This is a genomic window from Acetobacter vaccinii, assembly GCF_008365315.1.
Classification (GTDB): Bacteria; Pseudomonadota; Alphaproteobacteria; order Acetobacterales; family Acetobacteraceae; genus Acetobacter; species Acetobacter vaccinii.
In genome coordinates, this window is sequence record NZ_CP043506.1 from 394,939 (window position 1) to 418,793 (window position 23,855).

The 23,855-nt window shown below is 61.1% G+C and carries 27 protein-coding genes; 6 read left to right on the plus strand and 21 right to left on the minus strand.

The genetic code is table 11. The features are described 5' to 3' along the window. The first annotated feature begins 2 nt into the window (after window positions 1-2). Window positions 3-815 carry an LPS export ABC transporter ATP-binding protein gene (gene lptB / locus FLP30_RS01710; protein ID WP_246856554.1) on the plus strand — a complete coding sequence of 271 codons (813 nt, stop codon included), beginning with the start codon at window positions 3-5 and terminating at the stop codon, window positions 813-815. Between the two features lie 197 nt (window positions 816-1,012). Here lptB and FLP30_RS01715 read toward each other — a convergent pair whose 3' ends face one another. After that, window positions 1,013-1,780, minus strand: a complete 768-nt coding sequence (locus FLP30_RS01715) for an MOSC N-terminal beta barrel domain-containing protein (RefSeq protein WP_149278068.1) — start codon at window positions 1,778-1,780, stop codon at window positions 1,013-1,015. Continuing rightward, window positions 1,773-2,057 carry a hypothetical protein gene (locus FLP30_RS01720; RefSeq protein WP_149278069.1) on the minus strand — a complete coding sequence of 95 codons (285 nt, stop codon included), beginning with the start codon at window positions 2,055-2,057 and terminating at the stop codon, window positions 1,773-1,775. Before FLP30_RS01720 ends, FLP30_RS01715 begins: the two co-directional genes overlap by 8 nt. Before the next feature lie 380 nt (window positions 2,058-2,437). Between FLP30_RS01720 and hpf the strand changes: the two genes are divergently transcribed. Beyond that, complete coding sequence (gene hpf / locus FLP30_RS01725) at window positions 2,438-3,046, plus strand: ribosome hibernation-promoting factor, HPF/YfiA family (RefSeq protein WP_149278070.1); 609 nt, start codon at window positions 2,438-2,440, stop codon at window positions 3,044-3,046. A 63-nt stretch (window positions 3,047-3,109) separates the two neighbouring features. On the opposite strand, the gene FLP30_RS01730 is transcribed toward hpf, so the two are convergent. Next, window positions 3,110-3,382 (minus strand): DUF1150 domain-containing protein, encoded by a 273-nt coding sequence (locus FLP30_RS01730; protein ID WP_246856555.1) that lies wholly within the window; start codon window positions 3,380-3,382, stop codon window positions 3,110-3,112. A 19-nt stretch (window positions 3,383-3,401) separates the two neighbouring features. Beyond that, window positions 3,402-3,899, minus strand: coding sequence for an Hsp20 family protein (locus FLP30_RS01735; RefSeq protein ID WP_246856556.1), 498 nt, complete (start codon window positions 3,897-3,899; stop codon window positions 3,402-3,404). Window positions 3,900-4,138: 239 nt separating this feature from the next. Between FLP30_RS01735 and def the strand changes: the two genes are divergently transcribed. The 3 genes from def to truA all read left to right on the plus strand — a co-directional run bounded on the left by def (window position 4,139) and on the right by truA (window position 6,557). Further along, on the plus strand, window positions 4,139-4,699 hold the full coding sequence (def, locus tag FLP30_RS01740) for a peptide deformylase (protein ID WP_149278071.1): 561 nt from the start codon (window positions 4,139-4,141) through the stop codon (window positions 4,697-4,699). Between the two features lie 111 nt (window positions 4,700-4,810). Then, the gene (fmt, locus tag FLP30_RS01745) at window positions 4,811-5,752 is read left to right on the plus strand and encodes a methionyl-tRNA formyltransferase (RefSeq protein WP_149280157.1); all 942 of its coding nucleotides are present in this window, start codon (window positions 4,811-4,813) and stop codon (window positions 5,750-5,752) included. After that, on the plus strand, window positions 5,745-6,557 hold the full coding sequence (gene truA / locus FLP30_RS01750) for a tRNA pseudouridine(38-40) synthase TruA (protein ID WP_149278072.1): 813 nt from the start codon (window positions 5,745-5,747) through the stop codon (window positions 6,555-6,557). The genes fmt and truA overlap by 8 nt, the downstream gene beginning before the upstream one ends. A 223-nt stretch (window positions 6,558-6,780) precedes the next feature. Here truA and FLP30_RS01755 read toward each other — a convergent pair whose 3' ends face one another. From FLP30_RS01755 to rpmH, 8 genes are all read right to left on the minus strand, one after another. Beyond that, window positions 6,781-7,404 carry a hypothetical protein gene (locus FLP30_RS01755; protein WP_149278073.1) on the minus strand — a complete coding sequence of 208 codons (624 nt, stop codon included), beginning with the start codon at window positions 7,402-7,404 and terminating at the stop codon, window positions 6,781-6,783. Next, the gene (dapE, locus tag FLP30_RS01760; RefSeq protein ID WP_210419294.1) at window positions 7,401-8,576 is read right to left on the minus strand and encodes a succinyl-diaminopimelate desuccinylase; all 1,176 of its coding nucleotides are present in this window, start codon (window positions 8,574-8,576) and stop codon (window positions 7,401-7,403) included. The genes FLP30_RS01755 and dapE overlap by 4 nt, the downstream gene beginning before the upstream one ends. Before the next feature lie 31 nt (window positions 8,577-8,607). Next, window positions 8,608-9,456: a 2,3,4,5-tetrahydropyridine-2,6-dicarboxylate N-succinyltransferase gene (gene dapD, locus FLP30_RS01765; RefSeq protein WP_149278074.1), complete on the minus strand. Its 849-nt coding sequence runs from the start codon at window positions 9,454-9,456 to the stop codon at window positions 8,608-8,610. Between the two features lie 138 nt (window positions 9,457-9,594). Next, a complete protein-coding gene (argB, locus tag FLP30_RS01770) occupies window positions 9,595-10,512 on the minus strand; it encodes an acetylglutamate kinase (protein ID WP_149278075.1) in 918 nt (305 codons plus the stop codon). Between the two features lie 30 nt (window positions 10,513-10,542). Then, on the minus strand, window positions 10,543-11,211 hold the full coding sequence (yihA, locus tag FLP30_RS01775; protein ID WP_149280159.1) for a ribosome biogenesis GTP-binding protein YihA/YsxC: 669 nt from the start codon (window positions 11,209-11,211) through the stop codon (window positions 10,543-10,545). A gap of 11 nt (window positions 11,212-11,222) precedes the next feature. Beyond that, window positions 11,223-12,962 carry a membrane protein insertase YidC gene (yidC, locus tag FLP30_RS01780; RefSeq protein WP_149278076.1) on the minus strand — a complete coding sequence of 580 codons (1,740 nt, stop codon included), beginning with the start codon at window positions 12,960-12,962 and terminating at the stop codon, window positions 11,223-11,225. A gap of 118 nt (window positions 12,963-13,080) precedes the next feature. Then, the gene (rnpA, locus tag FLP30_RS01785) at window positions 13,081-13,470 is read right to left on the minus strand and encodes a ribonuclease P protein component (RefSeq protein ID WP_149278077.1); all 390 of its coding nucleotides are present in this window, start codon (window positions 13,468-13,470) and stop codon (window positions 13,081-13,083) included. A gap of 11 nt (window positions 13,471-13,481) precedes the next feature. After that, complete coding sequence (rpmH, locus tag FLP30_RS01790; protein ID WP_149278078.1) at window positions 13,482-13,616, minus strand: 50S ribosomal protein L34; 135 nt, start codon at window positions 13,614-13,616, stop codon at window positions 13,482-13,484. Window positions 13,617-13,786: 170 nt separating this feature from the next. On the opposite strand from rpmH, the gene FLP30_RS01795 reads away from it, so the two are divergent. After that, complete coding sequence (locus FLP30_RS01795; RefSeq protein ID WP_149278079.1) at window positions 13,787-14,164, plus strand: SoxR reducing system RseC family protein; 378 nt, start codon at window positions 13,787-13,789, stop codon at window positions 14,162-14,164. 18 nt (window positions 14,165-14,182) lie between these two features. Here FLP30_RS01795 and gloA read toward each other — a convergent pair whose 3' ends face one another. From gloA to dxr, 9 genes are all read right to left on the minus strand, one after another. Beyond that, a complete protein-coding gene (gene gloA, locus FLP30_RS01800) occupies window positions 14,183-14,575 on the minus strand; it encodes a lactoylglutathione lyase (protein ID WP_149278080.1) in 393 nt (130 codons plus the stop codon). Between the two features lie 68 nt (window positions 14,576-14,643). Continuing rightward, the gene (locus FLP30_RS01805) at window positions 14,644-15,474 is read right to left on the minus strand and encodes an LpxI family protein (RefSeq protein ID WP_149280160.1); all 831 of its coding nucleotides are present in this window, start codon (window positions 15,472-15,474) and stop codon (window positions 14,644-14,646) included. Next, window positions 15,474-16,325, minus strand: a complete 852-nt coding sequence (gene lpxA, locus FLP30_RS01810; RefSeq protein WP_149280161.1) for an acyl-ACP--UDP-N-acetylglucosamine O-acyltransferase — start codon at window positions 16,323-16,325, stop codon at window positions 15,474-15,476. The genes FLP30_RS01805 and lpxA overlap by 1 nt, the downstream gene beginning before the upstream one ends. 124 nt (window positions 16,326-16,449) lie before the next feature. Continuing rightward, complete coding sequence (gene fabZ, locus FLP30_RS01815; protein WP_338028491.1) at window positions 16,450-16,887, minus strand: 3-hydroxyacyl-ACP dehydratase FabZ; 438 nt, start codon at window positions 16,885-16,887, stop codon at window positions 16,450-16,452. Between the two features lie 84 nt (window positions 16,888-16,971). Continuing rightward, window positions 16,972-18,060, minus strand: a complete 1,089-nt coding sequence (lpxD, locus tag FLP30_RS01820) for a UDP-3-O-(3-hydroxymyristoyl)glucosamine N-acyltransferase (RefSeq protein WP_149278082.1) — start codon at window positions 18,058-18,060, stop codon at window positions 16,972-16,974. 2 nt (window positions 18,061-18,062) lie between these two features. After that, window positions 18,063-18,950 carry an OmpH family outer membrane protein gene (locus tag FLP30_RS01825; protein WP_149278083.1) on the minus strand — a complete coding sequence of 296 codons (888 nt, stop codon included), beginning with the start codon at window positions 18,948-18,950 and terminating at the stop codon, window positions 18,063-18,065. 4 nt (window positions 18,951-18,954) lie between these two features. Beyond that, window positions 18,955-21,423 carry an outer membrane protein assembly factor BamA gene (gene bamA, locus FLP30_RS01830; protein WP_210419333.1) on the minus strand — a complete coding sequence of 823 codons (2,469 nt, stop codon included), beginning with the start codon at window positions 21,421-21,423 and terminating at the stop codon, window positions 18,955-18,957. Window positions 21,424-21,507: 84 nt separating this feature from the next. Beyond that, window positions 21,508-22,620, minus strand: a complete 1,113-nt coding sequence (locus FLP30_RS01835) for a M50 family metallopeptidase (protein ID WP_149278085.1) — start codon at window positions 22,618-22,620, stop codon at window positions 21,508-21,510. Window positions 22,621-22,651: 31 nt separating this feature from the next. Next, entirely contained in the window at window positions 22,652-23,809 is a 1,158-nt protein-coding gene (gene dxr, locus FLP30_RS01840) for a 1-deoxy-D-xylulose-5-phosphate reductoisomerase (RefSeq protein WP_149278086.1), read from the minus strand. Window positions 23,810-23,855: the final 46 nt, after the last annotated feature.

Here is a 23,855-nt window from a genome sequence, read left to right on the forward strand (position 1 = left end):
GCATGACCGGCACAAGCCCGATAGGGGAGGATCGTGTCCTGGACGACACCACAGCCCTGTACCCCCTGCCCGTAGATGATGTCGGCAACCCCAACCGGGGGCTTCTGGCACGTGGCATTGGCAAGTCTTACAAAAAGCGCGAAGTCGTGCGCGATGTCTCCATATCGGTTCATCGTGGGGAGGCTGTGGGCCTGCTCGGCCCCAATGGTGCGGGCAAGACCACCAGCTTTTACATGATTGTCGGTCTGGTTCAGCCCGACACCGGCAGCATCATGCTCGATGGGGCTGATATTACCCAGTTGCCCATGTACCGCAGGGCACGCCTGGGCATTGGCTACCTGCCGCAGGAGGCCAGCATTTTCCGTGGCCTGAATGTCGAGCAGAACATTATGGCCGCACTGGAAGTGGTGGAGGACGACCCGGAGCAGCGCCAGATCATGCTGGACAGCCTGCTGGGCGAATTTGGTATTTCCCACCTGCGCCGGTCGCCCTCTCTCGCCCTGTCCGGCGGGGAACGGCGGCGGCTGGAAATTGCCCGCGCCCTTGCCAGCCAACCCAACTACATTCTGCTTGATGAACCGCTGGCCGGGATTGACCCCATCGCGGTTGGCGAAATCCGTGATCTGGTCTCCCATCTGAAAGACCGGGGGATCGGGGTGCTGATTACCGACCACAACGTGCGCGAAACGCTGGAAGTGATTGACCGCGCCTATATCATGCATAGTGGCCAGGTGCTGATGCAGGGCGTGCCGGAAGAAATTGTCGCTAATGAGGACGTGCGCCGGGTGTATCTGGGGGAGAGCTTCTCGCTCTAAGCGGGTATTTTACAAATATCGAAAAGACCGTCGCCTTTTCCCAAAAAGGCGACACCCAAAAATTTCTATTCTTTTTGTCTACGTGTTGTTCTGGCGCGGGATTTAAACCTGTAAGTTGCTGTAGCCCTGATCAGTGCGAATTATTCCAGCAGCTCGACGCTACCGATCCGTTCACCCGCAAGTGCTCAACCCCAGACCTATTGCTGGGTTCGTAGCGGACTATCTGCCAGCACAGACCCGCCGGCATGACGACCCGGCACCTTGCCGGATTCGCGTTGAATAACCCGGCTCCCCACCCACACCATACCTGCTTTTTCGACCTGCACCCTGTAGCGCCGGGGGGAAGCGCTTTCGGCCTGCGCTGCGCCTCCACCACTCCTGTTGATCTGAGCAGAAAGCCGGACAACAGCAGAACCCAGAGCAAACGGCTGGCCATGGTCCAGCATGCTCTTATCCGCACCGGCAAGCACAATCCCCCCACCAGAAAGATGGACAAGATCGGTCGAAACCCAGGTCGGAAATGTCTCGGCCAATGTCTGTGCAAAATGCGTGGAACCAGCAAAATACGTGCACACAAGCTCTGGCGCAGGCAGCCAGTACAGGCGGCAGGCAATACCCACAGCCCTGCGGAGCCAGCGGGCGGCATCATCCCCCACATCACGCATCATAATACGCGCCCCCCGCTGACGGAGGCATTGCATGGGCACACCCCGGCGGGGCGGGCGGGCATGATAGGGCCGCAATCCGGCACACCCCAGCAGCACACCATGGCCCGCAACCCGGACAGACAGGCGCGCCAGAGCGGGGCACGTTCGGGTATCCAGCACATGGCCGCTGGTATCAGCAATCATCCAGCGGCTGTCCCCCTCCAGCCCCCAGGGCCTCAAGAGCACAGCCTGAAGCGGCAGTGGCTTAAGGCCGCGCACAGGGCAAAGGCGCAGGCTGGTAACGTGGGCTTCAGCCATGGCGCAGGTGCAGGTCCGGCGGGGGGAAGACAGGGACCGGCGGCAGCACGATCTCTATCGGTGGCACAGGCGGCGGTGGCGCTGGCGGCACACGCACAAGCGAGACCGGAATGTCCATGCTGACAGGCCGGGGCGTAATGTGCTGCTGGGTCATGTGCCACACAAACCCACCATACAAGACCGCCAGCACGACCACACAGCCAAGCTTGATCCGCCAGGACTGCCAGCCCCCCGGCATACGCGGCATATTGTTGGAAAACGTGGTCCGTAATGACATGGCGCTTTAACCCGGAATACCCAGAAAACTGCTGTTGCTATACGCCCTGCCCCCGGTGACGGGCAAACCATCCCTGATGGTGACAGGGCCAAATCTTATAGAGTGCAGGCAGCGCAAAACACCTGCAAACGCCCCACCCTCCTGTGGCAGCCTGAAGGGCTGTCTGGGCGGCGGCTTTCCCCTCATGCTGTCTTTATCATGTAACAAAGGAATGGACATCCCCCCGCGACCGTGTCCAAATATCCAGGCAAGCGGTGCAGGCCGCGCCTGCGCCGCAGACGGACAAACCACCTGTGCCCTGACAGACAGGCACCCTTTGCGGGCTGTCAGGTTTTTCAGGGTTCATGGTCTGGTTGTCAGCAGCAAGGAGCCCATGTCTCATGCATATTCAGGTTTCTGGTAAACAGGTTGACCTTTCCGATGCCCTGAAACACCGGGTGAACACCCATCTTGGCACTCTTGCAGACCGTTACTTCGACAAAGGGCTGGAGGCGCAGGTGACGTTCAGCCGCGCTCGCTCGTTCTTTACCTGCGATATCAACGTCCGCGCCGGACGCGGGCTGATCCTGCGTGGCGAGGGCGAGGCCTCGGACGCCAACGCCGCCTTTGATGATGCCGCCGAACATATTGCCAAACGCCTGCGCCGTTACCACCGGCGTGTGACCTCCCATTCCCGCGCCACAACCCGGCAGGAAATCCCACAGCTTGCACGCTCCTACGTGTTGCAGCCGTTTGATGAAAGCCACGACGACACACCGCAGACACCGGCTACGACCGAGGACACAGCCTTCGCCACCATTATTGCCGAACAGCCTACGGATATTCCTGTCATGGTGGTGGGCGAGGCCGTGATGCGGCTGGACCTTGCGGGCAGTTCCTTCCTGCTGTTTCGTAACGCTGCCAACAGGCAGATCAGCCTTGTCTACCGCCGCGACGACGGCAACATCGGCTGGGTGGACACCGCCCCGATCCAGGCTGACGCCTCCTGACCCACCCGCAACAAAAAAAGGACCGGCACTGCCGGTCCTTTTCCCGTACCCGCCACTCCAGGCTTACTGGAGCGAGGCAGGCACCATATCGTTTTGCATAATGGCACCCCAGGCGGTTTCCGGGTCATCCACCACCGCCAGCACGGAGCCATCAGCCGCGCAGATGGCGCAGCCGTCCTCCCCATCATCCGTCAGCGCAGGCCGCATGTAAGCCACCTTGCGCAACCCGAGAGAGCGGAACTGCACATCCGAAAGCTGGCGCACATCGGCCAGTTTTTCAGACCCCGGCAGACCAGACGGAACACCACCGCTCATAAGCGTGCTTTTCATGGTCATGGCCTTCATTCCTCCCTGTTCAGCTACGGCTGACATCCGTAACCGGATGTAACATACGCGGGGGTGCACGGTTTTTAAGCGGAGCACTCTCCGCAGCCCGTTTCTGCCCCCCCTGCATGATCTCGATCTGCTTGACCCGCACCTCCGGCTGGGGGCGGAACAGGTCAATATGCAGCAGGCCATTGTCCAGCCAGGCCCCACCAATTTCTATACCTTCAGCCAGCACAAAGGCTTTCTGAAACTGGCGTGAGGCAATACCCCGGTGCAGGTATACCCGCTCCTCCCCGTCTTCCATCTGGCGGCCCCGGACCACAAGCTGGTTATCTTCCTGCGTGATCTGGAGGTCTTCCATCCGGAACCCGGCAACAGCCAGGGTAATACGCAGGCCGTTCGGGGCAATCTGTTCAATATTGTAAGGTGGATACCCGTCACCGGTCCCCTTGCTGGCGCGTTCGAGCATCTGCTCAAGATGGTCGAACCCCAAAAACATGGGCGAACCGAAAAGCCTGCCTGACATTCCCTGAAGCCTCCTCCTTTCTGAGCGAGACGTTAAGAACGGACCCTTCATGGCGTCCGTAATTATTAACGATATGGTATACACTGCACCACACGCAACCCTCACCCCCGGCAGCAGTGGAGCAGGCGGGGTATAGTGGCCACGCCCTGTTGCCCCAAGGTAACAGGTTTTTGGCCTGTCGGGCGCTGACATCGCTTTTCTTCTGGCATCCGGCGGAGGGGAAGGCTAAATCCCCCAGCATGACACACAGCGCCCATACCGATGCCGCCTACGCCGCAGCAGCAGACACGGCCAGCCCCCTCGAGATCCTGACACCGCCGCACCCCGTGCTGCGCCAGAAAGCGCGCCTGGTCCGCCCGGAAGACATGGACGGCATCCGTGCCGCGCTGCCTGGCATGTTTGCCGCCATGTATATGGCACCCGGCATTGGTCTGGCAGCCCCGCAGGTTGGCATCAGCCTGCGCTTCCTGCTGGTGGACCTGGGCGAAAAAGACGCACGTGAGCCGATCGTGATGATCAACCCCGAAGTGATCCAGGCCACGGACGACATGGAAGCGCGGGAAGAAGGCTGCCTGTCCCTGCCCAACCAGTATGCCGAGGTTGTGCGGCCTTCGGCCATCCGTGTCCGCTGGACCAGTGTTGCGGGGGAAATCATGGAGCGCGAGGCCGATGGCCTGCTGGCCACCTGCATCCAGCACGAAATCGACCATCTGGATGGCGTGCTGTTTGTTGACCACCTGTCCAACCTGCGCCGCAACATGATCCTGCGGCGGCTGGCCAAAGACCTCAAGCGGCACTGACCTGCCCCAGCCCCCGGCCCTGCCCATGGGTGGGGGCGCACAGCATCAACCACGCCCGCGCTTTTCCACGCCCCCGGCATGCGGACAGCACGGCAGGCGGGAGCCATGACCATGCGCCTTGTCTTTATGGGAACACCCGATTTTTCCGTCCCCGCCCTGCACGCGCTGCACGAGGCCGGACATGAGATTGTGGCCGTTTACTCCCAACCCCCCCGCCCGGCCGGACGTGGCAAAGCACTGCGGCCCTCGCCTGTGCAGCAGGCCGCCGAGGCCCTGGGCCTGTGTGTCCGCCATCCTGTCTCGCTCCGCAACAAGCCGGAGGAATGGCAGGCTTTTGCCGACCTTAATGCCGATGTCGCCATTGTGGCCGCGTATGGGCTGATCCTGCCCCAGCCCATGCTGGATGCCCCCCGGCTTGGCTGCCTGAACATCCACGCCAGCCTGTTGCCGCGCTGGCGCGGAGCATCCCCCGTCCAGAGCGCCATTCTTGCCGGAGATACCCAAAGTGGTGTCACCATCATGCAGATGGAAGCCGGGCTGGACACCGGCCCCATGCTGCTGCGCGAGGCCGTACCACTGACACCGCAGACAACAGCCAGCACCCTGCACGACACACTCAGCGCCCTTGGGGCATCCATGGTGGTGCGTATTCTGGCGCACACCCCTGCGCGCTTGCCCACACCCCACCCGCAGCCAGAGGATGGCGTGACCTACGCCCCCCGCCTGACCCGCGATGATGGCCGCATTGACTGGCAGCAAAGTGCCGATGCGATAGACCGCCGCATACGCGCCCTGACCCCGTGGCCCGGCACATTCACCACTCTGGCAGATGGCACCGTGCTGAAAATAGGGGCCGCCCAGCCTGACCCGGACATGCCTGCCAGTGCAGACCCCGGCACCATTGTGGATGACAGGCTAAGCGTTGCCTGTGGTGATGGCACCATCCGCCTGACCCGCCTGCAACGCCCCGGCAAAGGCATGATGGAGGCCGAGGCTTTTCTGCGTGGCCAGCCCCTGCCTGCAGGCACCCATCTGGGCACCCCGCATGACTGATCCCGCCCCCTGCCAGCGCTGGGCTGTCAAAATTGAATACGATGGCAACGGACTGGTTGGTTGGCAGAGTCAGGCCAGCGGCCTGTCCGTGCAGGGGCTTTTGGAACAGGCTGCCGCCCGGCTGGCGGGTGGACGACCTGTCAGCAGTATTACCGCAGGTCGCACAGATGCCGGAGTGCATGCTCTAGCCCAGGTCGCGCATCTGGATTTTCCTGTCGACAGTTTTTTTACAGCCCATAGCATGCGCGAAGGGCTTGGCTTTCACCTCAAGCCCCATGCCGTGGTCGTGCTGGATGCAGCCCCCGTCAGTCTGGACTGGAGTGCCCGGTTTTCCGCCACGTGGCGGTCTTACCGCTACCGTATTCTCAACCGCCGGGCACGCCCCGCCCTTGCGGCTGGCCATGTGTGGCATGTCCGCTCCCCGCTGGATATTGCCCGCATGCAGGACGCTGCCGCGCACCTGATTGGCCTGCACGACTTTACATCATTCCGGGCGGTGGCCTGTCAGGCCCGCAGCCCAATGCGTACGTTGGATGTGCTGGACATAACCCGGCAGGATGATGAAGTGCTTATTACCGCCAAGGCACGCTCCTTCCTGCACCATCAGGTCCGCAACATGGTTGGCACGCTCAAGCAGGTGGGTACGGGCCAGTGGGAACCAGACCGCGTGGCCGCCGCCCTGGCAGCCTGTAACCGCAGTGCCGCAGGCCCGACCGCCCCGCCTGAAGGGCTCTACCTGAGCGGCGTAGGTTACGACCCCGACCCTTTTTGCAAGACAGAGCCGACAGCAAACATCCAAGGCTGACGCTGGATATGAGACAAAATAGCCTTGGTGCAAAGGCTATGACGACTGGCATCCGGGGCAACAGACCGCTGATACCAACGGTCGTGGCTCTGCCACCTTTGCCCAGAGCCCGAGCCACAGCCCCCTGCCCTGAGCAACATCATTTGTGAAAGCTGGGTGCCGCCCAAGGCTAAAGCATAGTGGTGAAGAAACAGGGCACTCAATGGCCCTGCCTGACAGCAGTTCAGCTATTCTTGAGCGCAATCATGGGCTGGAGAATATCCCCCAGCACCATATAATGCGGGGGTAGCAACGCGGCTGCTCCATACAGCAGCAGGCTTACCAGCAGCACCGTGACATACAGCAGAGCAGCCCGGCCACCACTGATAGCCAGCCCCGAACGCGCCACAAACCACTGCAACCACATTTCATACACGGCGGCGGCAAACACGATGGCCCCCATAAAACCGGGCTGGCTGACAAGGGCTGGGAACAGCAGGGATGCCAGAAGCGTGCAGAACAGCGAAACCAGCACCACGATCCAGTTACACCAGGTTGCCGCCGTGATGTACCGCAACCACAAGGCACCCCGCCCCCAGCGGGCGGCATAAAACTGGGACACAACAGCAGGCAGCAGCATCACGCAGAAGGACAAAAGCAGCTTGACCGCAGCCACCACCTTGCCTGGCTGAAGGAAAAGCTGAATCCCCTCCACCAACAAAAACGCCAGTTGCGGGGCCAGTGCCGCACCAAAGGCGTCTGTCGAGCTTTCAAAGCAGGCCAGCCCTTCGCGGCGGCCAGCAGCCAGTAACAGCATACCTTGCAAAATACGCCGTGCGGCGTTCGGCCTGCCTGTATCGGGAATCACACGCCCACCCCTTTCAGAAAGGTTTCGTAAATCCGCGCCAGATCTTCCAGATCCGTCAGGGCAACATGCTCATCGACCTGATGAATACTGGCACCAACCAGCCCAAATTCGGAAACCGGGCAATACTGGGCAATAAACCGGGCATCCGATGTGCCACCGCCCGTGTCCAGGCAAGGCTCACGCCCGGTCACCTGTTTGATGGCCTGCACAAGCTGGTGTGTTTCCTCACCCGGTGCGGTCAGGAAGGATTCCCCACTCACCTGCACCTCCACCCGCGCGCGGGGGGCATGCTGGCGGCAGACCGTTTCCAGCCAGCCTTGCAGGGCGGCACCTGTATGCAGGTCATTAAAACGAATATTCAGGCGGGCTTCCGCCTGGGCGGGAATGACATTGGTCGCGCCGTTACCGACATCCAGACTGGTCACCTGTAGGCTGGAAGGTTCAAAATACTGCGTGCCATTATCCAATGGTGTTGCCCGCAGGGCTTCCAGCACAGTCAGCAGCCGGTGGACGGGATTGTCAGCCCGGTGGGGATAGGCCACATGGCCCTGCGTCCCCTGCACGATAATTCTGGCATTCAGGCTGCCACGGCGGCCAACCTTGACCATGTCACCCAGAACCTTGGGGTTTGTGGGTTCCCCCACCAGACAGTAGTCTGGCACCTGGTCTTGTGCCTGCATCCATTCCAGCACCTTGCGGGTGCCGTAGGTCGCTGGGCCTTCCTCATCCCCTGTGATCAGGAAGCTGATGGACCCATCCAGCGCAGCGCCCTGCGCCACGCGCCGGGCCACGGCAGCCACAAAGGCGGCAATGCCACCTTTCATGTCGCAGGCACCCCGGCCATACAGCACGCCATCCACACACTCGGCCGCATAGGGGGGGAAGCGCCAGTCTTCCTCCGCGCCGGGGGGCACAACGTCGGTATGGCCCGCGTAGCAGATATGGGGGCCCTGCCCACCAAGACGGGCAAACAGGTTGGGGGTGCGCTCTGCCCCTTCCCCAAATGGCAGATGCGTTACCGCAAAGCCAAGCTGTGCTAGCATATCCCCCAGCAGCTGCTGGCAGCCGCCGGGGTCAGGTGTTACCGAAGGCTGGCGGATAAGCGCACGCGCAACCGCCACCGGGTCTGTCAGGGTCTGCATGACCGGCTTACCGGTGGACGTGGTGCCCATGGTCTTTCTCCGCCTGCTCTGCCGCGTATGATCAGTCGCGCAGCAGTTCGTTGATGGAGGTCTTGGAGCGGGTGCGCTCGTCAACCCGCTTCACGATGACGGCGCAGGCCAGTGCGGGGTTGGGGCGGCCATCCGGGCCAACCGGGTTGGAAGACGGCAGCGTGCCGGGCACGACCACCGAATACGCAGGCACGCGGCCCATGTAGATCTCGCCCGTTGCACGGTCCACGATCTTGGTGGAAGCCCCAAGGAACACACCCATGGACAGCACGGACCCGCGCTCCACAATCACACCTTCCGCCACTTCGGAACGCGCACCGATAAAGCAGTCGTCCTCGATAATAACCGGGGCAGCCTGCAACGGCTCCAGCACGCCACCAATGCCTGCACCACCGCTGATATGGCAGTTGCGGCCGATCTGGGCGCAGCTACCCACCGTGGCCCAGGTATCCACCATGGTGCCGCTGCCCACATGGGCGCCTACGTTGACAAAGCTGGGCATCAGCACCGCGCCGGACGCAATAAAGGCCGAGCGACGGACAACAGCACCCGGCACAACCCGAAAACCAGCGGCATCAAAGCGGGCCTGATCCCAGCCTTCAAACTTCAGCGGCACCTTGTCATACGCCGGAGCGCCCGCAGCGCCACCGGGCATGACAATGCTGTCATTCAGACGGAAGGACAGCAGAACCGCCTTTTTCAGCCATTCGTGCACAACCCAGCCGCCATCCTGCGGGGCGGCCACGCGCAGGCGGCCTGCGTCCAGCGCTGCCAGCGCATTTTCAATCGCATCGCGGTCTGCGCCGGTCGTGGCGGAGGAAATGCGATCGCGGCTTTCCCAGAGGGTTTCGATATGAGCGCGAAGAGTTTCGTCTGTCATGAATACACCGTCAGCAAGCATGAACGCAGCGGCTGGCTCTGACAGGGCCACCCGGCTGCATGAAAAAGGAAGCGAGGATGCGGACAGACTCCCAGCCTGTCAACGCACCCACACCACCACCCCCGTTGCAGGGGCGGCTTATTCCGCGCGGATAAGAGTGCCGGAGCCAGATGTGGTAAACAGTTCCAGCAGGCAGGCGTGGGGGATACGGCCATCAATAATCACCGCTGCCCGCGCCCCGGCCTGTACCGCTTCAATACAAGTTTCAACCTTGGGGATCATCCCCCCGGTAATGACACCATCAGCAATGGCCTGCCGGGCCTGGGAGGCTGTCAGCTCGGAGATGAGCTCCCCGTTGGCATCCAGCACACCGGGCACATCAGTCAGCATCAGCAGACGTGTGGCATGCACCGCGCCTGCGACTGCACCCGCGGCTGTATCGGCATTGATGTTATAGGTCGCGCCGTCCTCACCCAGACCAACCGGGGCGATGACCGGGATCAGCCCGGAGCCCGAAAGCGCATAGATGACGCGCGGGTCCACCTTGACGGGTTCGCCCACAAAGCCCAGGTCCAGCACGCGCTCGATCTGGCTGTCCGTATCACGCACCGTGCGGCGGACCTTGCGTGCGGTGATCATCTGGCCGTCCTTGCCAGAAATACCAACCGCCAGCGCCCCGGCCTGATTAATGAGCTCTGCCACTTCCTTGTTGACGGACCCGGCCAGCACCATCTCGATCACGTCCACCATATCGGCGTCAGTCACGCGCAGGCCATCAACAAAGGTTGAGGGAATATCCAGCCGCTTGAGCATCTGGTTGATCTGCGGCCCACCGCCGTGCACGACAACGGGGTTGATGCCAACCAGCTTCAGCAGCGCAATGTCGCGCCCGAAGGTTTTGGCCAGGCTGGCATTGCCCATGGCGTGTCCGCCATACTTGACCACAATGGTGTCGCCCGCATAGCGCCGCAGATAGGGCAGAGCACCCGCAAGAACGGCGGCTTCCTGCGCCGCATCAAGATGAAGGCCTGAAGACGCCCCACGTGTTTCTGTCATGCTCGGCTTGATCCTGCTCTGTTCTGTCCGTCACACTGCCCGTGGCTGGGCAAATTCCGCAAGGTCTGCGCGCAGGGCTTCAATCCCCAGTCCTGTCTGGCTGCTGGTCAGCGACAGATGGGGGTAGGCTGCGGGGTGGGTGCGGATTTCCGCCTCGACCTCAGCCTGTTTGCGCGCAAGTTTGGTGGGGGCGACATCATCACACTTGGTCAGCACCACCTGAAAACTGACAGCCGCACGATCCAGAAGTTCCATAACCTCCTTGTCATGCGCTTTCAGTTCGATACGGGCGTCTAGCAGAACAACCACCCGGCGCAGAACTGGGCGCCCACGCAGGTAGTCAAACATCATGTCCTGCCAGTCTTCCTTAACGCTTCTGGCAACCCGGGCGTAGCCATAGCCGGGCATGTCCACCAGCATGAGCCTGTTCGCCAGGTTGAAAAAGTTAAGCTGGCGTGTGCGCCCCGGCTCGGAGGAGGCCCGCGCCAGTGTCCGCCGCCCCGTCAGGGCATTGACCAGACTGGACTTGCCGACGTTGGAGCGCCCGGCAAAAGCAATTTCGGGCAGCGTCTGGGGGGGAAGCTGACCCAGTTTCTGCGCGCCGAAAATAAATTCGCACTCACCGGCAAAAAGCCGCCGCCCTTCCTCCAGGGCGGCGGCGATTTCGGCTTCATCCTTCAGGTCGCGAAAGACTTCCATAGGGGTGCCCGTCATACTTTTTTGACCAGTTGCGGCTTGGCGTCAGCCGCTTTCAGGCGGCCGATAATCAGCACCTGTTGCAGAGCGGTCAGGATGTTGCTCCAGCAGTAGTAGATCACCAGACCCACCGGCTGATGCGCCATGAAGAAGGTGAACAACAGCGGAATAAACGCCATGACCTTCTGCTGCGCGGGGTCCATGTTGGTGGAGCTAGCGCTGATCTTCTGCATCAGGAACAGGGTTGCACCGTAAATGATGGGCCATGCCCCCAGCGCCAGGAACGGCAGAACATGCGCGGGGTCAAACGGGATCAGACCAAACAGGTTGAACACGTTGGTCGGGTCAGGCGCCGACAGATCCTTGATCCAGCCAATGAACGGGGCATGCCGCATTTCAATGGTGACATACAGGTCCTTGTAGAGACACCAGAAGACCGGAGCCTGGATCAGCAACGGCAGGAAGCCGCCAAACATACTGACCTTCTCGTTACGGTACAGGGCCATGATCTGCTGCTGCATGACCATGGGATTGTCCTTGTGCCGTGCCCGCAGCGTGTCGACCTGCGGCTTCAGGCGCGCCATCTTCCACGTCATGCGCATCTGCTTGATGGTCAGCGGCAGGAAGAGCACCTTCACGATCACGGTAAAGGTCAGCAGGGCCAGACCAAAGCTGCCCAGCTTTTCGTTCAGCCAGTCCAGCACAAAAAACACAGGACGGGTCAGGAAGGACAGCCAGCCGAAGTCCACCGCTTTCCAGAACATGGGAATATGCAGGGTCTGCTCGTAATGGTCGAGCAGGCGGACTTCCTTCGCACCGGCAAACACATGAGCCTCGGTGCTCTGGGTCTGGCCAGCATCAACCTGCAAAGGGGAAGCTGCGGTAAAGCCGACCTGATAGACACCGTGCGCAGGCTCCCACGAATAGGCCCCTACGACAGAACTGGACTGATCGGGCACAACCGCCATCAGCCAGTATTTGTCGGTAATACCGGCCCAGCCACCTTTGCCCTGATGGCTCCAGGACACATCCTCCGGCGGCACGCCGCTGGTGCGCATGGCTTTGTATGAGCCTTCGTTCAGGCGGTCGTCCACGACGGAAATCGGGCCTTCATGCACCAGCATGCCGCCTGTTTCCTCCGGGGTGTAGCCCCGGTTAACCCGATAGAACGGATACAGCACCACCGGCTGGCCTGTGGCATTGTGCACCTGCTGCGTGACGGTGAACATGAAGTCATCATCCACCGCAAGGCGCAGTTCAAACGTCAGACCCTGTCCGTTGTCCCAGTTCAGTGTCAGCGGGTGGCCAACATCAAGCGTTGTGCCTGTGGCTGTCCACAGTGTCTGGGCATCAGGCAGGCGCACCTGCGTGCCTGCGGCGGCGCGCCAGCCAAAATCAACATAATCGGGGTGGGGGGTGCCTGCCGGGCTGAGCACGCGCACATCCGGGCTGTTGGGCTGCACGGTCTCACGGTAGTGCTTGAGCACCAGATCATCCAGCCGGGCACCACGCAGGTTGATGGTCCCCTGCACGGAAGGCGCATTAATGGCCAGGCGGGCTTCTGGCCCATCCACCACAGGTGCAGGCCCGACCGGGGCAGCCGCCGCAGGGCCTGCTGCCGGGGCAGGATTGGTTTGCGCACTCAGGCTGGCCTGGGGCGTGGGCGAAGGCTGGCTCTGCGGGAAAAAATAGTCAAACCCGATCAGCACAAATGCGGACAGCACCGTTGCCAGTATTACACGTCTTATATCCATAAGCCCTGGCCTGTCGGCCCCCTGCACACTCTAGAATGGAATACTCGCGCCACCATACCCGGCATCACCTCCCGGCCCCAGTACCTCCCGCTGTGGGAAAGACCATGGCCGCAACAGGTCAGGATGGTCGGGCATCCTTCTGGCACAGCTTCAGCGCTTTACGGAAATCAGCCACGAGCGCTGCAAAGGAGCGCTCCCGAGTGGCAGCACGGCCTATAAGGACAAGGTCCAGGCCGTTAAGCGATGTATCGGCTTCAACACTGCGGACAACTTCGCGCAGTCTGCGCCGCACGCGGTTCCGCACCACGGCATTCCCAACTTTCTTGGTAACCGTGAAACCGACCCGCGCGACATCCATGTCCTGCCGCTGGACAAGCTGAAGGACAAGCCCCGGAACCGGCGCTTTCCGACCCTTGGATGCAAGAAAGAGAAATTCCTTCCTCTTCTTTATCCGCTGGGACCGGACAGGCGCGCTGGCACCTTGCTCCTGACCTTCAGAGCCGTCCATCAGACGCTGACTCAGGCGGACAGACGCTTGCGGCCCTTGGCGCGACGGTTGCCCAGAATACGGCGACCGCCGACTGTGGCCATACGGCTGCGGAAGCCGTGACGACGCTTGCGGACCAGCCGGGACGGTTGATAAGTGCGCTTCATTGTGCGCTCCCTTCAGTTTTGAATATGCTTCGCCAGTGGCCACCTGCGCGCCACTCTCTTGAAGAAGCGGCTTATAGAGTTCAGATAAGGGAACGTCAATGCACGGTGCAGAGTCGCAAAACCCGGACTCCACGCCATGCTGGAAACCACAGACACTGAAAGCACTATCCATGCCCCTGCGCGCAGTCCTGGTTCTTTTCTGCCTGCCGCTGGCCGGAGCCATTCTGGCAGGCCTGCTGGGCCTGACCTTCCCCACCGCCCTGCTGCCACTGGCCGTGGCAACGGCACTGGGCCTGTGGCTGGGCCTGCGTGGCACCACACAGGCAACATCCGCCCCACTAGAGACCCCGCAGTTGCCTCCCGCAAACCAGGAAGACAAAAAACTGCGGCATGATATCCGTGGGATTATCTCCCCCGCCATGCTGGTGGCAGATCAACTGGCTACAAACCCGGACCCGGATGTGCGCCGGGCGGCGGAGACCATTAACAACACGCTGGACAGGCTGACTGACAGGCTGAAACAGAAACCCGCACAAACCACCCCGTAAGCGGTGGGGCGGGCTGTATCAGTCCGCCCGTTCGATCAGTTCCACCTTGTAGCCATCGGGGTCTTCCACAAACGCGATCACGGTTGTCCCGAACTGTACAGGCCCAGCCTCCCGCGTGACCTTGCCACCACCAGCCCGCACGCGCTCGACCACAGCCGCCACGTCTGGCACCCCAAATGCAAAATGGCCAAAGCCGGTGCCGACCTCGTAGCCATCATCCTGCCCCCAGTTATAGGTCAGTTCGATTTCAGCCTGCCCGGCAGCATTGTCAGCAAACCCGATAAACACCAGCGTATAGCGTCCGGCAGGCACTTCACGCCGGCGGAGTTCACGCAGGCCCAGCAGGCTGTAGAAAGCCAGACTCTGCTCAAGGTTTTTCACACGGACCATAGTGTGCAGAAAAGAAGACATCTCTGAGCCTCTCCATGGCTGAAGGTTAATGGGTTATTCAGGCACAAAGCTGACAACCCAGCCAGCCTTTACGGATCAGGTGTAACCGCAATCAGGAACAGGCCCAGCCTGTCAGCAGCGGCAACGCAGGCTGCCCTGTCCGTTAACAGCGTGTGGCCTGCCTCAAACGCTATGCCCCGCAACCCTGCGGCGGCTGCGGTTTCAACCGTCATTGGCCCGATTGTTGGCATGTCGGCCCGCTTTTCCTGCCCTGGCTTGAGCAGCTTGACCAACACCCCGCCCTCACCCGGCTGGCGGCATTGCCCCGCGCGGGCAAGCATCTGGTCTGTGCCTTCCATGGCTTCCACAGCCAGCACCACACCGTTCTGCACCACACAGCCCTGACCGATGTCCAAAGCCCCCAGGGCCCGCACAACCCTGGCCCCGTGGCTTATATCTGCCGTAGCCTGGGCATCAGGCGCGTAACGCCCCAGCAGCCCCGGCCCGACAACCGATTGCTGCAAAAATTCATGCGCCCCGCGTACCTGAAACCCTTCCTCGCCCAGAATACGGACAAGGCTGGCCAGCAACCCGTCATCCCCCGCAAACAGGGAACGGCCAAGACGGGCCAGAATACGAGCACCTTCGGCATCGGGACATAAACTACGCAAGGAGGGGCGACGCACCGGGCCTATCAGCACAAGGTCCGTGCAACCATGGGCGCGCAACAGCGCCAGAATACGCCCCGCAGCCCCCAGCCGCACCAGATCATGAGGCCAGGGGGCGATCACGTCAGGCTCCGCAAAGCCTTCAAAACCAAGAATATACACCGGCCGACCAGCGGCGTGAGCGGCCTCCGCCACACGAGCAGGCAGAATACCCCCGCCTGCCAGAATGCCGACAGCCCCTGCCGGAGCCATCACGCGCCCTCGGTATCCGCCCAGTCCGCGCCGCACCGTGCTGGGCGGACAAGACCGCGACGGCTCGGGGCGTCAATAAACCGCAGGATTTCACGCACCCGCTCGTCATCAAAAGTCTGCCGCACGGTTTCAAGCCGGGCAGCAAATGGCGCATCCCCCCCATCCTTGGGATAAAGGGTCAGGAACGCCTTGCGCATACGGTGGATTTCATCCGACTGCACACCATTACGACGCAGCCAGATCCAATGCAGGCCAATCAGCCGCGCCCGGTTGCCCAGCACGCTGCCATAGGGAATGACATCGGCCTCAACCCCGGCAACACCGCCAACCAGTGCGGCATGCCCAATCCGGACAAACTGGTGGATGGCGGCCGAACCCATGATCCGCGCATCGTCCCCGATGTTGACATGCCCGCCCATGACCACATTGTTCACAATAATCACCCGGTCGCCCAAGGTGCAGTCATGCGCAACATGGGCGTTGGCCATGATCAGCCCATCTGCCCCGACGTGGGTCACACCGGCACCTGTGGCCGTGCCACGATGGATGGTGACATGCTCACGCACAACAGTGCGTGGCCCGATCTCACACGATGTGGCCTCGCCCTTGTACTTCAGGTCCTGAGGGGCCATGCCGACAGTGCAGAAGGGAAAATACCGCGACGCCGCGCCAAGCCTTGTGCGCCCGTCCACCACAACGTGGGAAATCAGTTCGACATTATCTTCAATGACAACATCCGGCCCGACCGAACACCAGGGCCCGATGCGCACACCCTGGCCAATGCTGGCACCGGGGGCAACAAGTGCCGTGGGGTGGATGACCGTTGGCCCGGGTTTGTCTACCGCATGCACCACGTACGTTCCCTTATACCGCTGCTTGCCTGCCAGGCACACTGGCGCTGTTGCCGCATGGCGTTGCACCCTGTCGGGCTGCCTTGCGGCGACAAGGGATGGTTGCACCCACCCCCAGCGCTTGTCAGCCCATGATCATGGCGCTGAAGGAGGCTTCCGCCACCACGACGCCGTCAACATGCGCTTCGCCACGGAATTTCCAGACATTCGAGCGATGCCGTTCCTTGACAACACGAATGCGCAACTGGTCGCCCGGCTCAACCGGACGGCGGAATTTCGCGCCTTCGATGGTCATGAAATAGACCAGCTTGCCTTCAAACGCCTCACCCAGGGTCAGCACGACCAGAGTTGCGGCCGTCTGTGCCATGGCTTCCACAATCAGCACGCCCGGCATAACCGGCCGCCCCGGGAAATGCCCCGGAAAGAACGGTTCGTTGACCGAGACATTCTTGATACCGGTTGCTTCTTCACCCAGGACGATATGTTCCATCCTGTCGATCAGCAAAAAAGGATACCGGTGCGGAATCGCCTGCATGATACGGGTGATGTCAATCCGGTCGATCGTCTGAACATCCCGCTGCGATTCTTGTTTTGTCTCCACGTCCCCTAGACCACCTTCTACGCCAGACTGAAATCCGGCCTGTGTTCACGCCTTGCCTGAATCATCCTGAGCCGACCCAGACCCTTTTTTCGACAGCTTGCGCAAGACCGCCACGTTACGGAAAAACTCCCGAAACGGCATGGCGGGGCTGCCAATAACATCCGCACCACTTTCAACATCCGACATAACACCACACTGCGCGCCAATGCGCGCCTTGGTGCCAATACGGATATGGCCTATAAGACCAGCCTGCGCGGCAACTGTCACATAGTCTTCCAGCACGGTAGAGCCAGAAATACCAGCCTGTGACACCACAATGCAGCAGCGCCCCAGCCGGGCGTTATGACCGATCTGGACCAGATTATCGAGCCGCGACCCGGCACCGATCACCGTATCATTCACCGACCCACGATCAATCGTGCTGTTGGCCCCGATCTCGACATCGTCTTCCAGCAGGACACGTCCAAGCTGGGGCACCGATTCAAAACCCGCAGGCCCGACAGCAAAACCAAATCCATCCTGCCCGATACGCGCACCGGGCAGAATGGTCACGCGGTCCCCAACAAGAGCATGGGTGATGCTGACATGGCTGCCAATACGGCAGTCCTGACCCAGAACCACGCCATCACCTATAACGGTATGGGCATCCACAAGGCTACCCGCCCCGATTTCCGCCCGATCCCCCACCACCACGAATGCACCGATCTGTGCGGTGGCATCAACCTTGGCTGTGGGGGCTATGCTGGCGGTCGGGTGTACTCCCGGCTGAGCCGCAGGCCGGGGGTGGAACAGCCGCGCCACGCGTGACCACGCCAGATAAGGTGTAGCGGTGACGAGTGCCGCACAGTGGGAAGGAACACGCGCAACAAAAGCCGGGGCCACAATAACCAGCCCCGCACGCGTGTCGTCCAGCAGCGGCGCATAACGGCGGTTGTCAAGAAAGCTGACATCCGTTCCACCAGCAGCCTGCAATGGTGCGATACTCGTGTAACCACCCTGGGGGGCTACGCCCCCATCCTTGCGGTCCAGCAGTTCCGCACCTGCCGCACTGGCAAGGGCGGCACCGTCAAACGGACCCGCGCATGTAAAAAAGCGCGGATCTGCTGCCGTGGACGTACCCTTCCCTGGCGTCATGCCTATTTCTGCCCGCCAGCAGCTGCGGGGGCCACAGCAGGTGCCGGGCCAGTGCGGGGCAACTGCGGGTCGACATCAGCTGTGGTCGGCATCTTGCCGGACTTGGCCAGTTCCTCAGGGTCAACATTGGCCTCGGGAATGAAGACCGACGGCAGGGTCTTGTTGAGCTGGGTTGCCACTTCGTTGGTGATGTCCTGACCATCAACATGCAGGGCAACCTGCTCGCTGTGCAGAACCAGATTCATGCCATGGGCGGTGGCCACTTTCTGCAGCACCATCACCAGTTCACGCTCGATCTGACCCAGCGAAACCTGTGCGGCTTCCTGAATGATCCGGTTACGGTTACGGAAGTCGCGCTGGGCCTTCATGACACGGGCCTGCAGGCTGCGCTCACGCCCCTGAATCTGGTCCGATGTCAGGGACTTGGCCTGTGCCTGCAGCTTCTGCTGCTCATCCCGCCAGGAGGCCTGTTCCTTCTGGACATCCTGCGCCAGTTCGTCACGACGGCTGCCCAGAACGCGCTCGACCTGCATCGCAGCGGAGGACTGGCGCATGACGCCACCCACGCTAATCACACCGATCACCGATGCGGGGGGCGGAGCCTCCTTGGCAATATCGGGTGCGCCGGGGATCGGCGGCAGCGGCAGAACCGGCTGCGCCTGTTCGCCTTCCTGCCCTTCGGCCGACTGAGCGGGCATAGGCACTGCAGCGGGCACCGCGTGGCGGGCTGCCGCATGGCCAGCCGGAGCCGAAGCCGCCTGAGGCTGTGCCGCCTTGGGCACAAACCAGCCACCGCCGCCATTTTCCGCGTGGGCGGTGGACAGGCTGGCACCAGAAACAGAAAGGAAAACCGCCCCAAACAGGGCTGCCTTTGAGCACAAACGCATCATTACCTCAGAATTGCTGACCGAAACCAAAGCGAAGAAGCTGCGTGCGGTCATTACGACTGCGCATAATCGGCACACCCAGATCGATATTCAGCAGCCCAAATGGGCTTTTCCAGGACACACCGGCACCGGCACTCCAGCGCGGAGTCAGCGAGTCGCCGGTGACAGGGGTGTAGCGGCTGCCTGCTGTTGCGGCATCGGTATACAGGCGCTTGACGCGCAGACCGGCAAGGCTACCCATATCCGAGAAGACACGCCCGGCCACACCCATATCGGTCAGGAATGGCAGCGGGAAGTTCAACTGGACAGACGCGTTATACATGAACCGGCCACCGATAAGATCTTCGGAGGAATGGTCTGTCACACCCACGGTACGGGGGCCTGCACCACCGTCAAGGAAGCCGCGCAGGTTGTTACCACCGAGATAGAAGTTATCGATGATATCGTGCCGCCCGTTGCCCCAGTCACCCAGGTAACCCGCACCACCGCGGAAGGCCAATGTCCAGTTATGGCTGTTTGTCAGATCATCCAGCGGCACATAGTACGCACCGTTGATCTTGCCGCGCACATATTTTTCGTCCCCGCCAAGCCCGGCGAAGTCAACACCAGCGGACACATAGTAACCCTTGCGTGGGGCCATGCGGTTGTCACGCCGGTCATACATAAGCGTCGTACCAATCTGGGACAGCAGGGACTTGCCCTTCTGGTCCAGCACGTACCACGACGATTCGCTCCAGGTGTCACCCACCCAGCGGCGAGCCAGGTTGTAGTTCCAAGACTGGGACAGATAGCGGTTATAGGAATACCCCATACGCAGGGTAATACCGTAACGACCTTCCGAGTAGTTCTGGTACGTCTGGTAATTGTTCTCGATATAGAAAATATCGGCACCGACCACCAGGTTCCGGCCCATGAAGGCCGGGTCCGTGACGGAAATATCGGCCTGCTTCTGCCACAGCGACACCGTGCCGGAAATACCGGCATCGACCCCGGTGCCCAGCAGGTTGTGCTGTTTAAGACCAACGTTACCGATAACGCCCACGTCAGTCGAATACCCGCCACCAAGCGAGAATTCACCCGTAGGCTTTTCCACCACGCCCACAGCCACGTTCATCCTGTCCGGTGCGGAACCGGGGGTGTCCGTAACATCCACGCTCTTGAAGAAGCCAAGGTCCTGCACGTTTTCCTTGGAATACTTCTTGTAGCTAGGTGTGTAGGGGTCGCCTTCAGCAAAAGGAAGCTGGCGGCGGATCACCTTGTCCTGGGTAATGGTGTTCCCGTTGATATCAATGCGCTCAATGTAATGGCGCGGGCCTTCGCTGACATCGAACAGCAGATTGACAATGTGCTTTTCCGGGTTGCGGGCAATAGTCGGGCGCACCTGAGCAAAGGGGTGACCATCGGACTGCAACTGCTCTTCCATATCCGTGGCGTTATCCTGCACGGCCTTGCCGTCGTACCACTGATGGGGGAACAGCTCGACATACTTACGCAGCGACTTGGCGGGCACGTGGCGCAGGCTGGAGCGGATATCCACCTTGCCCAGACGGTAGCGTATGCCCTCGTCAATCGTAAACGTCACGTAGAAGGACTTGCGATCGGGGGAGAGTTCGCCCTTCACATCCTTGATCTGGAAGTCCACATACCCGTTACGCAGGTAATAGCGGCGCAGCAGTTCGGCGTCATATTTGATACGATCAGGGCTATACTGATCCGACGACGACATGAAGTGGTACCAGGCCGATTCCTTGGAGGAAATCACGCCTGCCAGAGCCGCCTCGGTATAGGCCTTGTTGCCCACAAACGCGATTTTGCGGATCTTGGTTTCAGGCCCTTCGTTGACCTTGAAGATCACATCAACACGGTTATGCGCCAGCCTGACGATCTGCGGCGTGACCACAGCCGAGAAGCGGGCCTTCTGGGCGTAGGCGTCCAGAATACGCTGCCGGTCATCCCCTGTGATTTCAGCCGAGAACACGGCACGGGGCTTGAGGGCAAGCACCTTGCGCAGGTCATCATCCTTGAGGGCATGATTGCCTTCAAAAACGATGCGGTTGACGATCGGGTTTTCCTGCAACCTGACAATCAGGTCTCGCCCTTCGCGCCGCAGCGTGACGTCCTTGAACAGGCCCGTGGCATACAGGGTCTTGAGCGACCGATCGAGATCATCCTGGGTAAACGGGTCACCCGGCCGTACGACCATATAGGACAGCACGGTATTGGTCTCGATCCGGGTATTTCCCATGACCCGGATGTTTTCAATAATGCCTTCGGGCTGAATCTGCACTGCCGCTGCATTGGCGGTTCTGGCCGGTGCTGGTGAATGAACCCTTGCCGCCCTGCCCGGAGCGGCCTGCGCCTTCTCTCCCGCAACCACAACAAAAGGTAGCATACAGACAGAAACGAATAGGGCTGAACGCTTACCCCTCAAGATCTGCCTCCCTCCATCAGGGTCGCTCTCAGCATGGAAGCCAATCTCCCGCACCTGTCTCGCCCGCAAGGGACGTATCCGAAATTACCCTTGTCACGCAAGCTCTTCCCCTTCTGCCGCAGTCAGTTTTCAACCTGCCAGTGCAGCAATCCATTTGAACAGGCCAAAACCGGACAGATCATTGAATGTCGAGAACAGAAAAAGCCCAGCCAGAACTGCAAAACCAGCCTGGAAACTGACCTCCTGCACCCGCTTTGAAACCGGACGTCCTCTTATTGCCTCTATGGCATAAAAAACCAGACGTCCACCATCAAGAAGCGGAACAGGGAAGAGATTGATCAGACCAAGATTAACCGACAGCAGCGCCATGAAGGACAGCAGGCTGGCAAAACCATACTGCGCAACCTGCCCGGACAGCTGGGCGATCTTGAGAGGCCCGCCCAGATCGCGGGCGGAATGCTGGCCACTGACAATCTGCCACACCCCGGCCAGGGTCTGTGTTGTAGCGTGCCATGTGGCCTTGCCCCCTGCCACCACCGCCTTGGGCAGGGACAGCGGACGGGCGGCCTCCACAGCAAATGTAACGCCAAGCTGCCCCCGGTGGGCATGGGTGTCCGAATCCGCCGCAGCCCCGAGGGTGACAGGCAACACCACAGCCTGACCGCCCCGCTCGACCGTCAGCGTCGTCTTGGCACCGGCCTGCCCTGCCAGATCATCCAACAGGCCTTCAACCGTTGCCACATCATGCGGGCCAATCCGTCGGATGATATCCCCCGGCAGCACACCCGCCTGCGCTGCGGCACTGCCGGGCATGACGGCGGCTACCTCATCACGCACATGCGGCTCTCCCGCTGTGGCAAACAGCAGTGTAAAAAGCGCAAAGGCAAGAATGAAGTTAAAGACAGGGCCTGCCAGAATAACAATAGCTCTGGAACCCACGGGCTTGTCGTGGAAGGTGCGCCCCTTGATCCAGGAGGCCTTCTGCTCCTCGGTCGCATCCTCCGGGTCTTCAAAGCCATGGGGGCGGACATAGCCGCCCAGCGGCACGGCGCACACGCGCCATTCCGTGCCTACCCGGTCCCGCCATTTGAAGAGGGCCGGGCCAAACCCTATGGAAAACACATCCACATGCACGCCACGCCAGCGCGCTGCCAGATAATGCCCCAGTTCATGGATGGTAACGAGAACCCCCAGCACGAAGGCGAAGGAGATGAGTGTCCGCAGATAATCGTGTATCATCATTCTTCCGATATCGGGCCGAGGGCTGTGTTTCTCAAGCGACGCAGGTGGAAATCTGCTCCCGCGCAACGCGGCGGGCCTGGGCATCCCAATGCAGCACAGCGTCCAGCGTATCCGCCGTCTGGGCACCCAGAGCGGTCATTACATCTTCCACCAGCCGCGCAATGTCCAGAAAGCCGATCTGTTCCTTCAGGAAAGCCTCAACCGCGATTTCATTGGCAGCAGACAGAATGGCAGGGGCAGCCCCCCCGTCCCGCAGCGCCTGACGGGCAAGGCGCAGGGCCGGAAAACGCACCATGTCGGGTGCCGTAAATTCCAGCGTGCCAAACGCCGCCAGATCCAACTGGGACGATGTCGTCGCCATACGGCGCGGCCAGGCCAAGGCGTGCGCGATGGGAATACGCATATCTGCCGAACCCATCTGGGCAATCAGGCTGCCGTCCGTGTACTGCACAAGCCCATGCACAACGGACTGCGGGTGCACCAGCACGTCAATACGGTCTTCCGTCAGACCGAAAATCCGTGCGGCCTCGATCACTTCCAGCCCTTTATTGAACATGGTGGCGGAATCGATGCTGATCTTGGCCCCCATGCTCCATGTCGGGTGCTTGAGCGCCTGCGCCGGAGTAGCCGCACGCATGGCCTCCAGCGAAGCATTGCGGAAAGGGCCGCCCGATGCGGTTAGAATAATTTTGGCAACCTGATCCGCCTGCCGGTCCGCCATGGCCTGGAAAACCGCGTTATGTTCGGAATCAACCGGCAACAGGGTTGCTCCGGCCTCCTGCACAGCCCGCAGCATGACATCACCCGCACAGACAAGGGCTTCCTTGTTAGCCAGGGCAATGCTGCCACCATTCCGCACCGACGCCAGCGTAGGCTCAAGCCCCGCAGCCCCGGTAATGGCGGCCATGGTCCAGTCCGCTGGCAGGGCAGCGGCGTCGATAACCGCCTGTCGGCCACCTGCAACCTCAATCCCGGTGCCTGCCAGCAAGGTGCGTAATTCCGCCTCCGCACTTTCATCAGCCAGCACGGCCAGTTCGGCCTTGAGGCTGCGGGCCTGCTCCGCCAGACGGGTTGCATTGGTGCCACCCACCAGCGCACGCACCCGATACTGGTCACGCGCCTGTTCCAGCAGATCCACGGTCGAGCAGCCGATACTGCCGGTACTTCCCAGAACGGTTACGGTTCTCATGGTCTTTATTTTCACACCCGCAAAACAAGAATGCGCCAGCCGGAAT

Excerpts from the sequence above, each read along its gene's own strand:
- hpf (WP_149278070.1), top strand. The coding sequence starts at position 2,438 with ATGCATATTCAGGTTTCTGGTAAACAGGTTGACCTTTCCGATGCCCTG.
- FLP30_RS01735 (WP_246856556.1), bottom strand. The coding sequence starts at position 3,899 with ATGTCAGGCAGGCTTTTCGGTTCGCCCATGTTTTTGGGGTTCGACCAT.
- dxr (WP_149278086.1), bottom strand. The coding sequence starts at position 23,809 with ATGAGAACCGTAACCGTTCTGGGAAGTACCGGCAGTATCGGCTGCTCG.
- FLP30_RS01715 (WP_149278068.1), bottom strand. The coding sequence starts at position 1,780 with ATGGCTGAAGCCCACGTTACCAGCCTGCGCCTTTGCCCTGTGCGCGGC.
- lptB (WP_246856554.1), top strand. The coding sequence starts at position 3 with ATGACCGGCACAAGCCCGATAGGGGAGGATCGTGTCCTGGACGACACC.
- def (WP_149278071.1), top strand. The coding sequence starts at position 4,139 with ATGACACACAGCGCCCATACCGATGCCGCCTACGCCGCAGCAGCAGAC.
- dapD (WP_149278074.1), bottom strand. The coding sequence starts at position 9,456 with ATGACAGACGAAACTCTTCGCGCTCATATCGAAACCCTCTGGGAAAGC.
- truA (WP_149278072.1), top strand. The coding sequence starts at position 5,745 with ATGACTGATCCCGCCCCCTGCCAGCGCTGGGCTGTCAAAATTGAATAC.
- FLP30_RS01795 (WP_149278079.1), top strand. The coding sequence starts at position 13,787 with ATGCCCCTGCGCGCAGTCCTGGTTCTTTTCTGCCTGCCGCTGGCCGGA.
- FLP30_RS01825 (WP_149278083.1), bottom strand. The coding sequence starts at position 18,950 with ATGATGCGTTTGTGCTCAAAGGCAGCCCTGTTTGGGGCGGTTTTCCTT.
- dapE (WP_210419294.1), bottom strand. The coding sequence starts at position 8,576 with ATGGGCACCACGTCCACCGGTAAGCCGGTCATGCAGACCCTGACAGAC.
- FLP30_RS01720 (WP_149278069.1), bottom strand. The coding sequence starts at position 2,057 with ATGTCATTACGGACCACGTTTTCCAACAATATGCCGCGTATGCCGGGG.
- yidC (WP_149278076.1), bottom strand. The coding sequence starts at position 12,962 with ATGGATATAAGACGTGTAATACTGGCAACGGTGCTGTCCGCATTTGTG.
- FLP30_RS01835 (WP_149278085.1), bottom strand. The coding sequence starts at position 22,620 with ATGATGATACACGATTATCTGCGGACACTCATCTCCTTCGCCTTCGTG.
- rpmH (WP_149278078.1), bottom strand. The coding sequence starts at position 13,616 with ATGAAGCGCACTTATCAACCGTCCCGGCTGGTCCGCAAGCGTCGTCAC.
- lpxD (WP_149278082.1), bottom strand. The coding sequence starts at position 18,060 with ATGACGCCAGGGAAGGGTACGTCCACGGCAGCAGATCCGCGCTTTTTT.
- gloA (WP_149278080.1), bottom strand. The coding sequence starts at position 14,575 with ATGTCTTCTTTTCTGCACACTATGGTCCGTGTGAAAAACCTTGAGCAG.
- FLP30_RS01805 (WP_149280160.1), bottom strand. The coding sequence starts at position 15,474 with ATGGCTCCGGCAGGGGCTGTCGGCATTCTGGCAGGCGGGGGTATTCTG.
- FLP30_RS01730 (WP_246856555.1), bottom strand. The coding sequence starts at position 3,382 with ATGACCATGAAAAGCACGCTTATGAGCGGTGGTGTTCCGTCTGGTCTG.
- yihA (WP_149280159.1), bottom strand. The coding sequence starts at position 11,211 with ATGGAAGTCTTTCGCGACCTGAAGGATGAAGCCGAAATCGCCGCCGCC.
- argB (WP_149278075.1), bottom strand. The coding sequence starts at position 10,512 with ATGACAGAAACACGTGGGGCGTCTTCAGGCCTTCATCTTGATGCGGCG.
- fmt (WP_149280157.1), top strand. The coding sequence starts at position 4,811 with ATGCGCCTTGTCTTTATGGGAACACCCGATTTTTCCGTCCCCGCCCTG.
- rnpA (WP_149278077.1), bottom strand. The coding sequence starts at position 13,470 with ATGGACGGCTCTGAAGGTCAGGAGCAAGGTGCCAGCGCGCCTGTCCGG.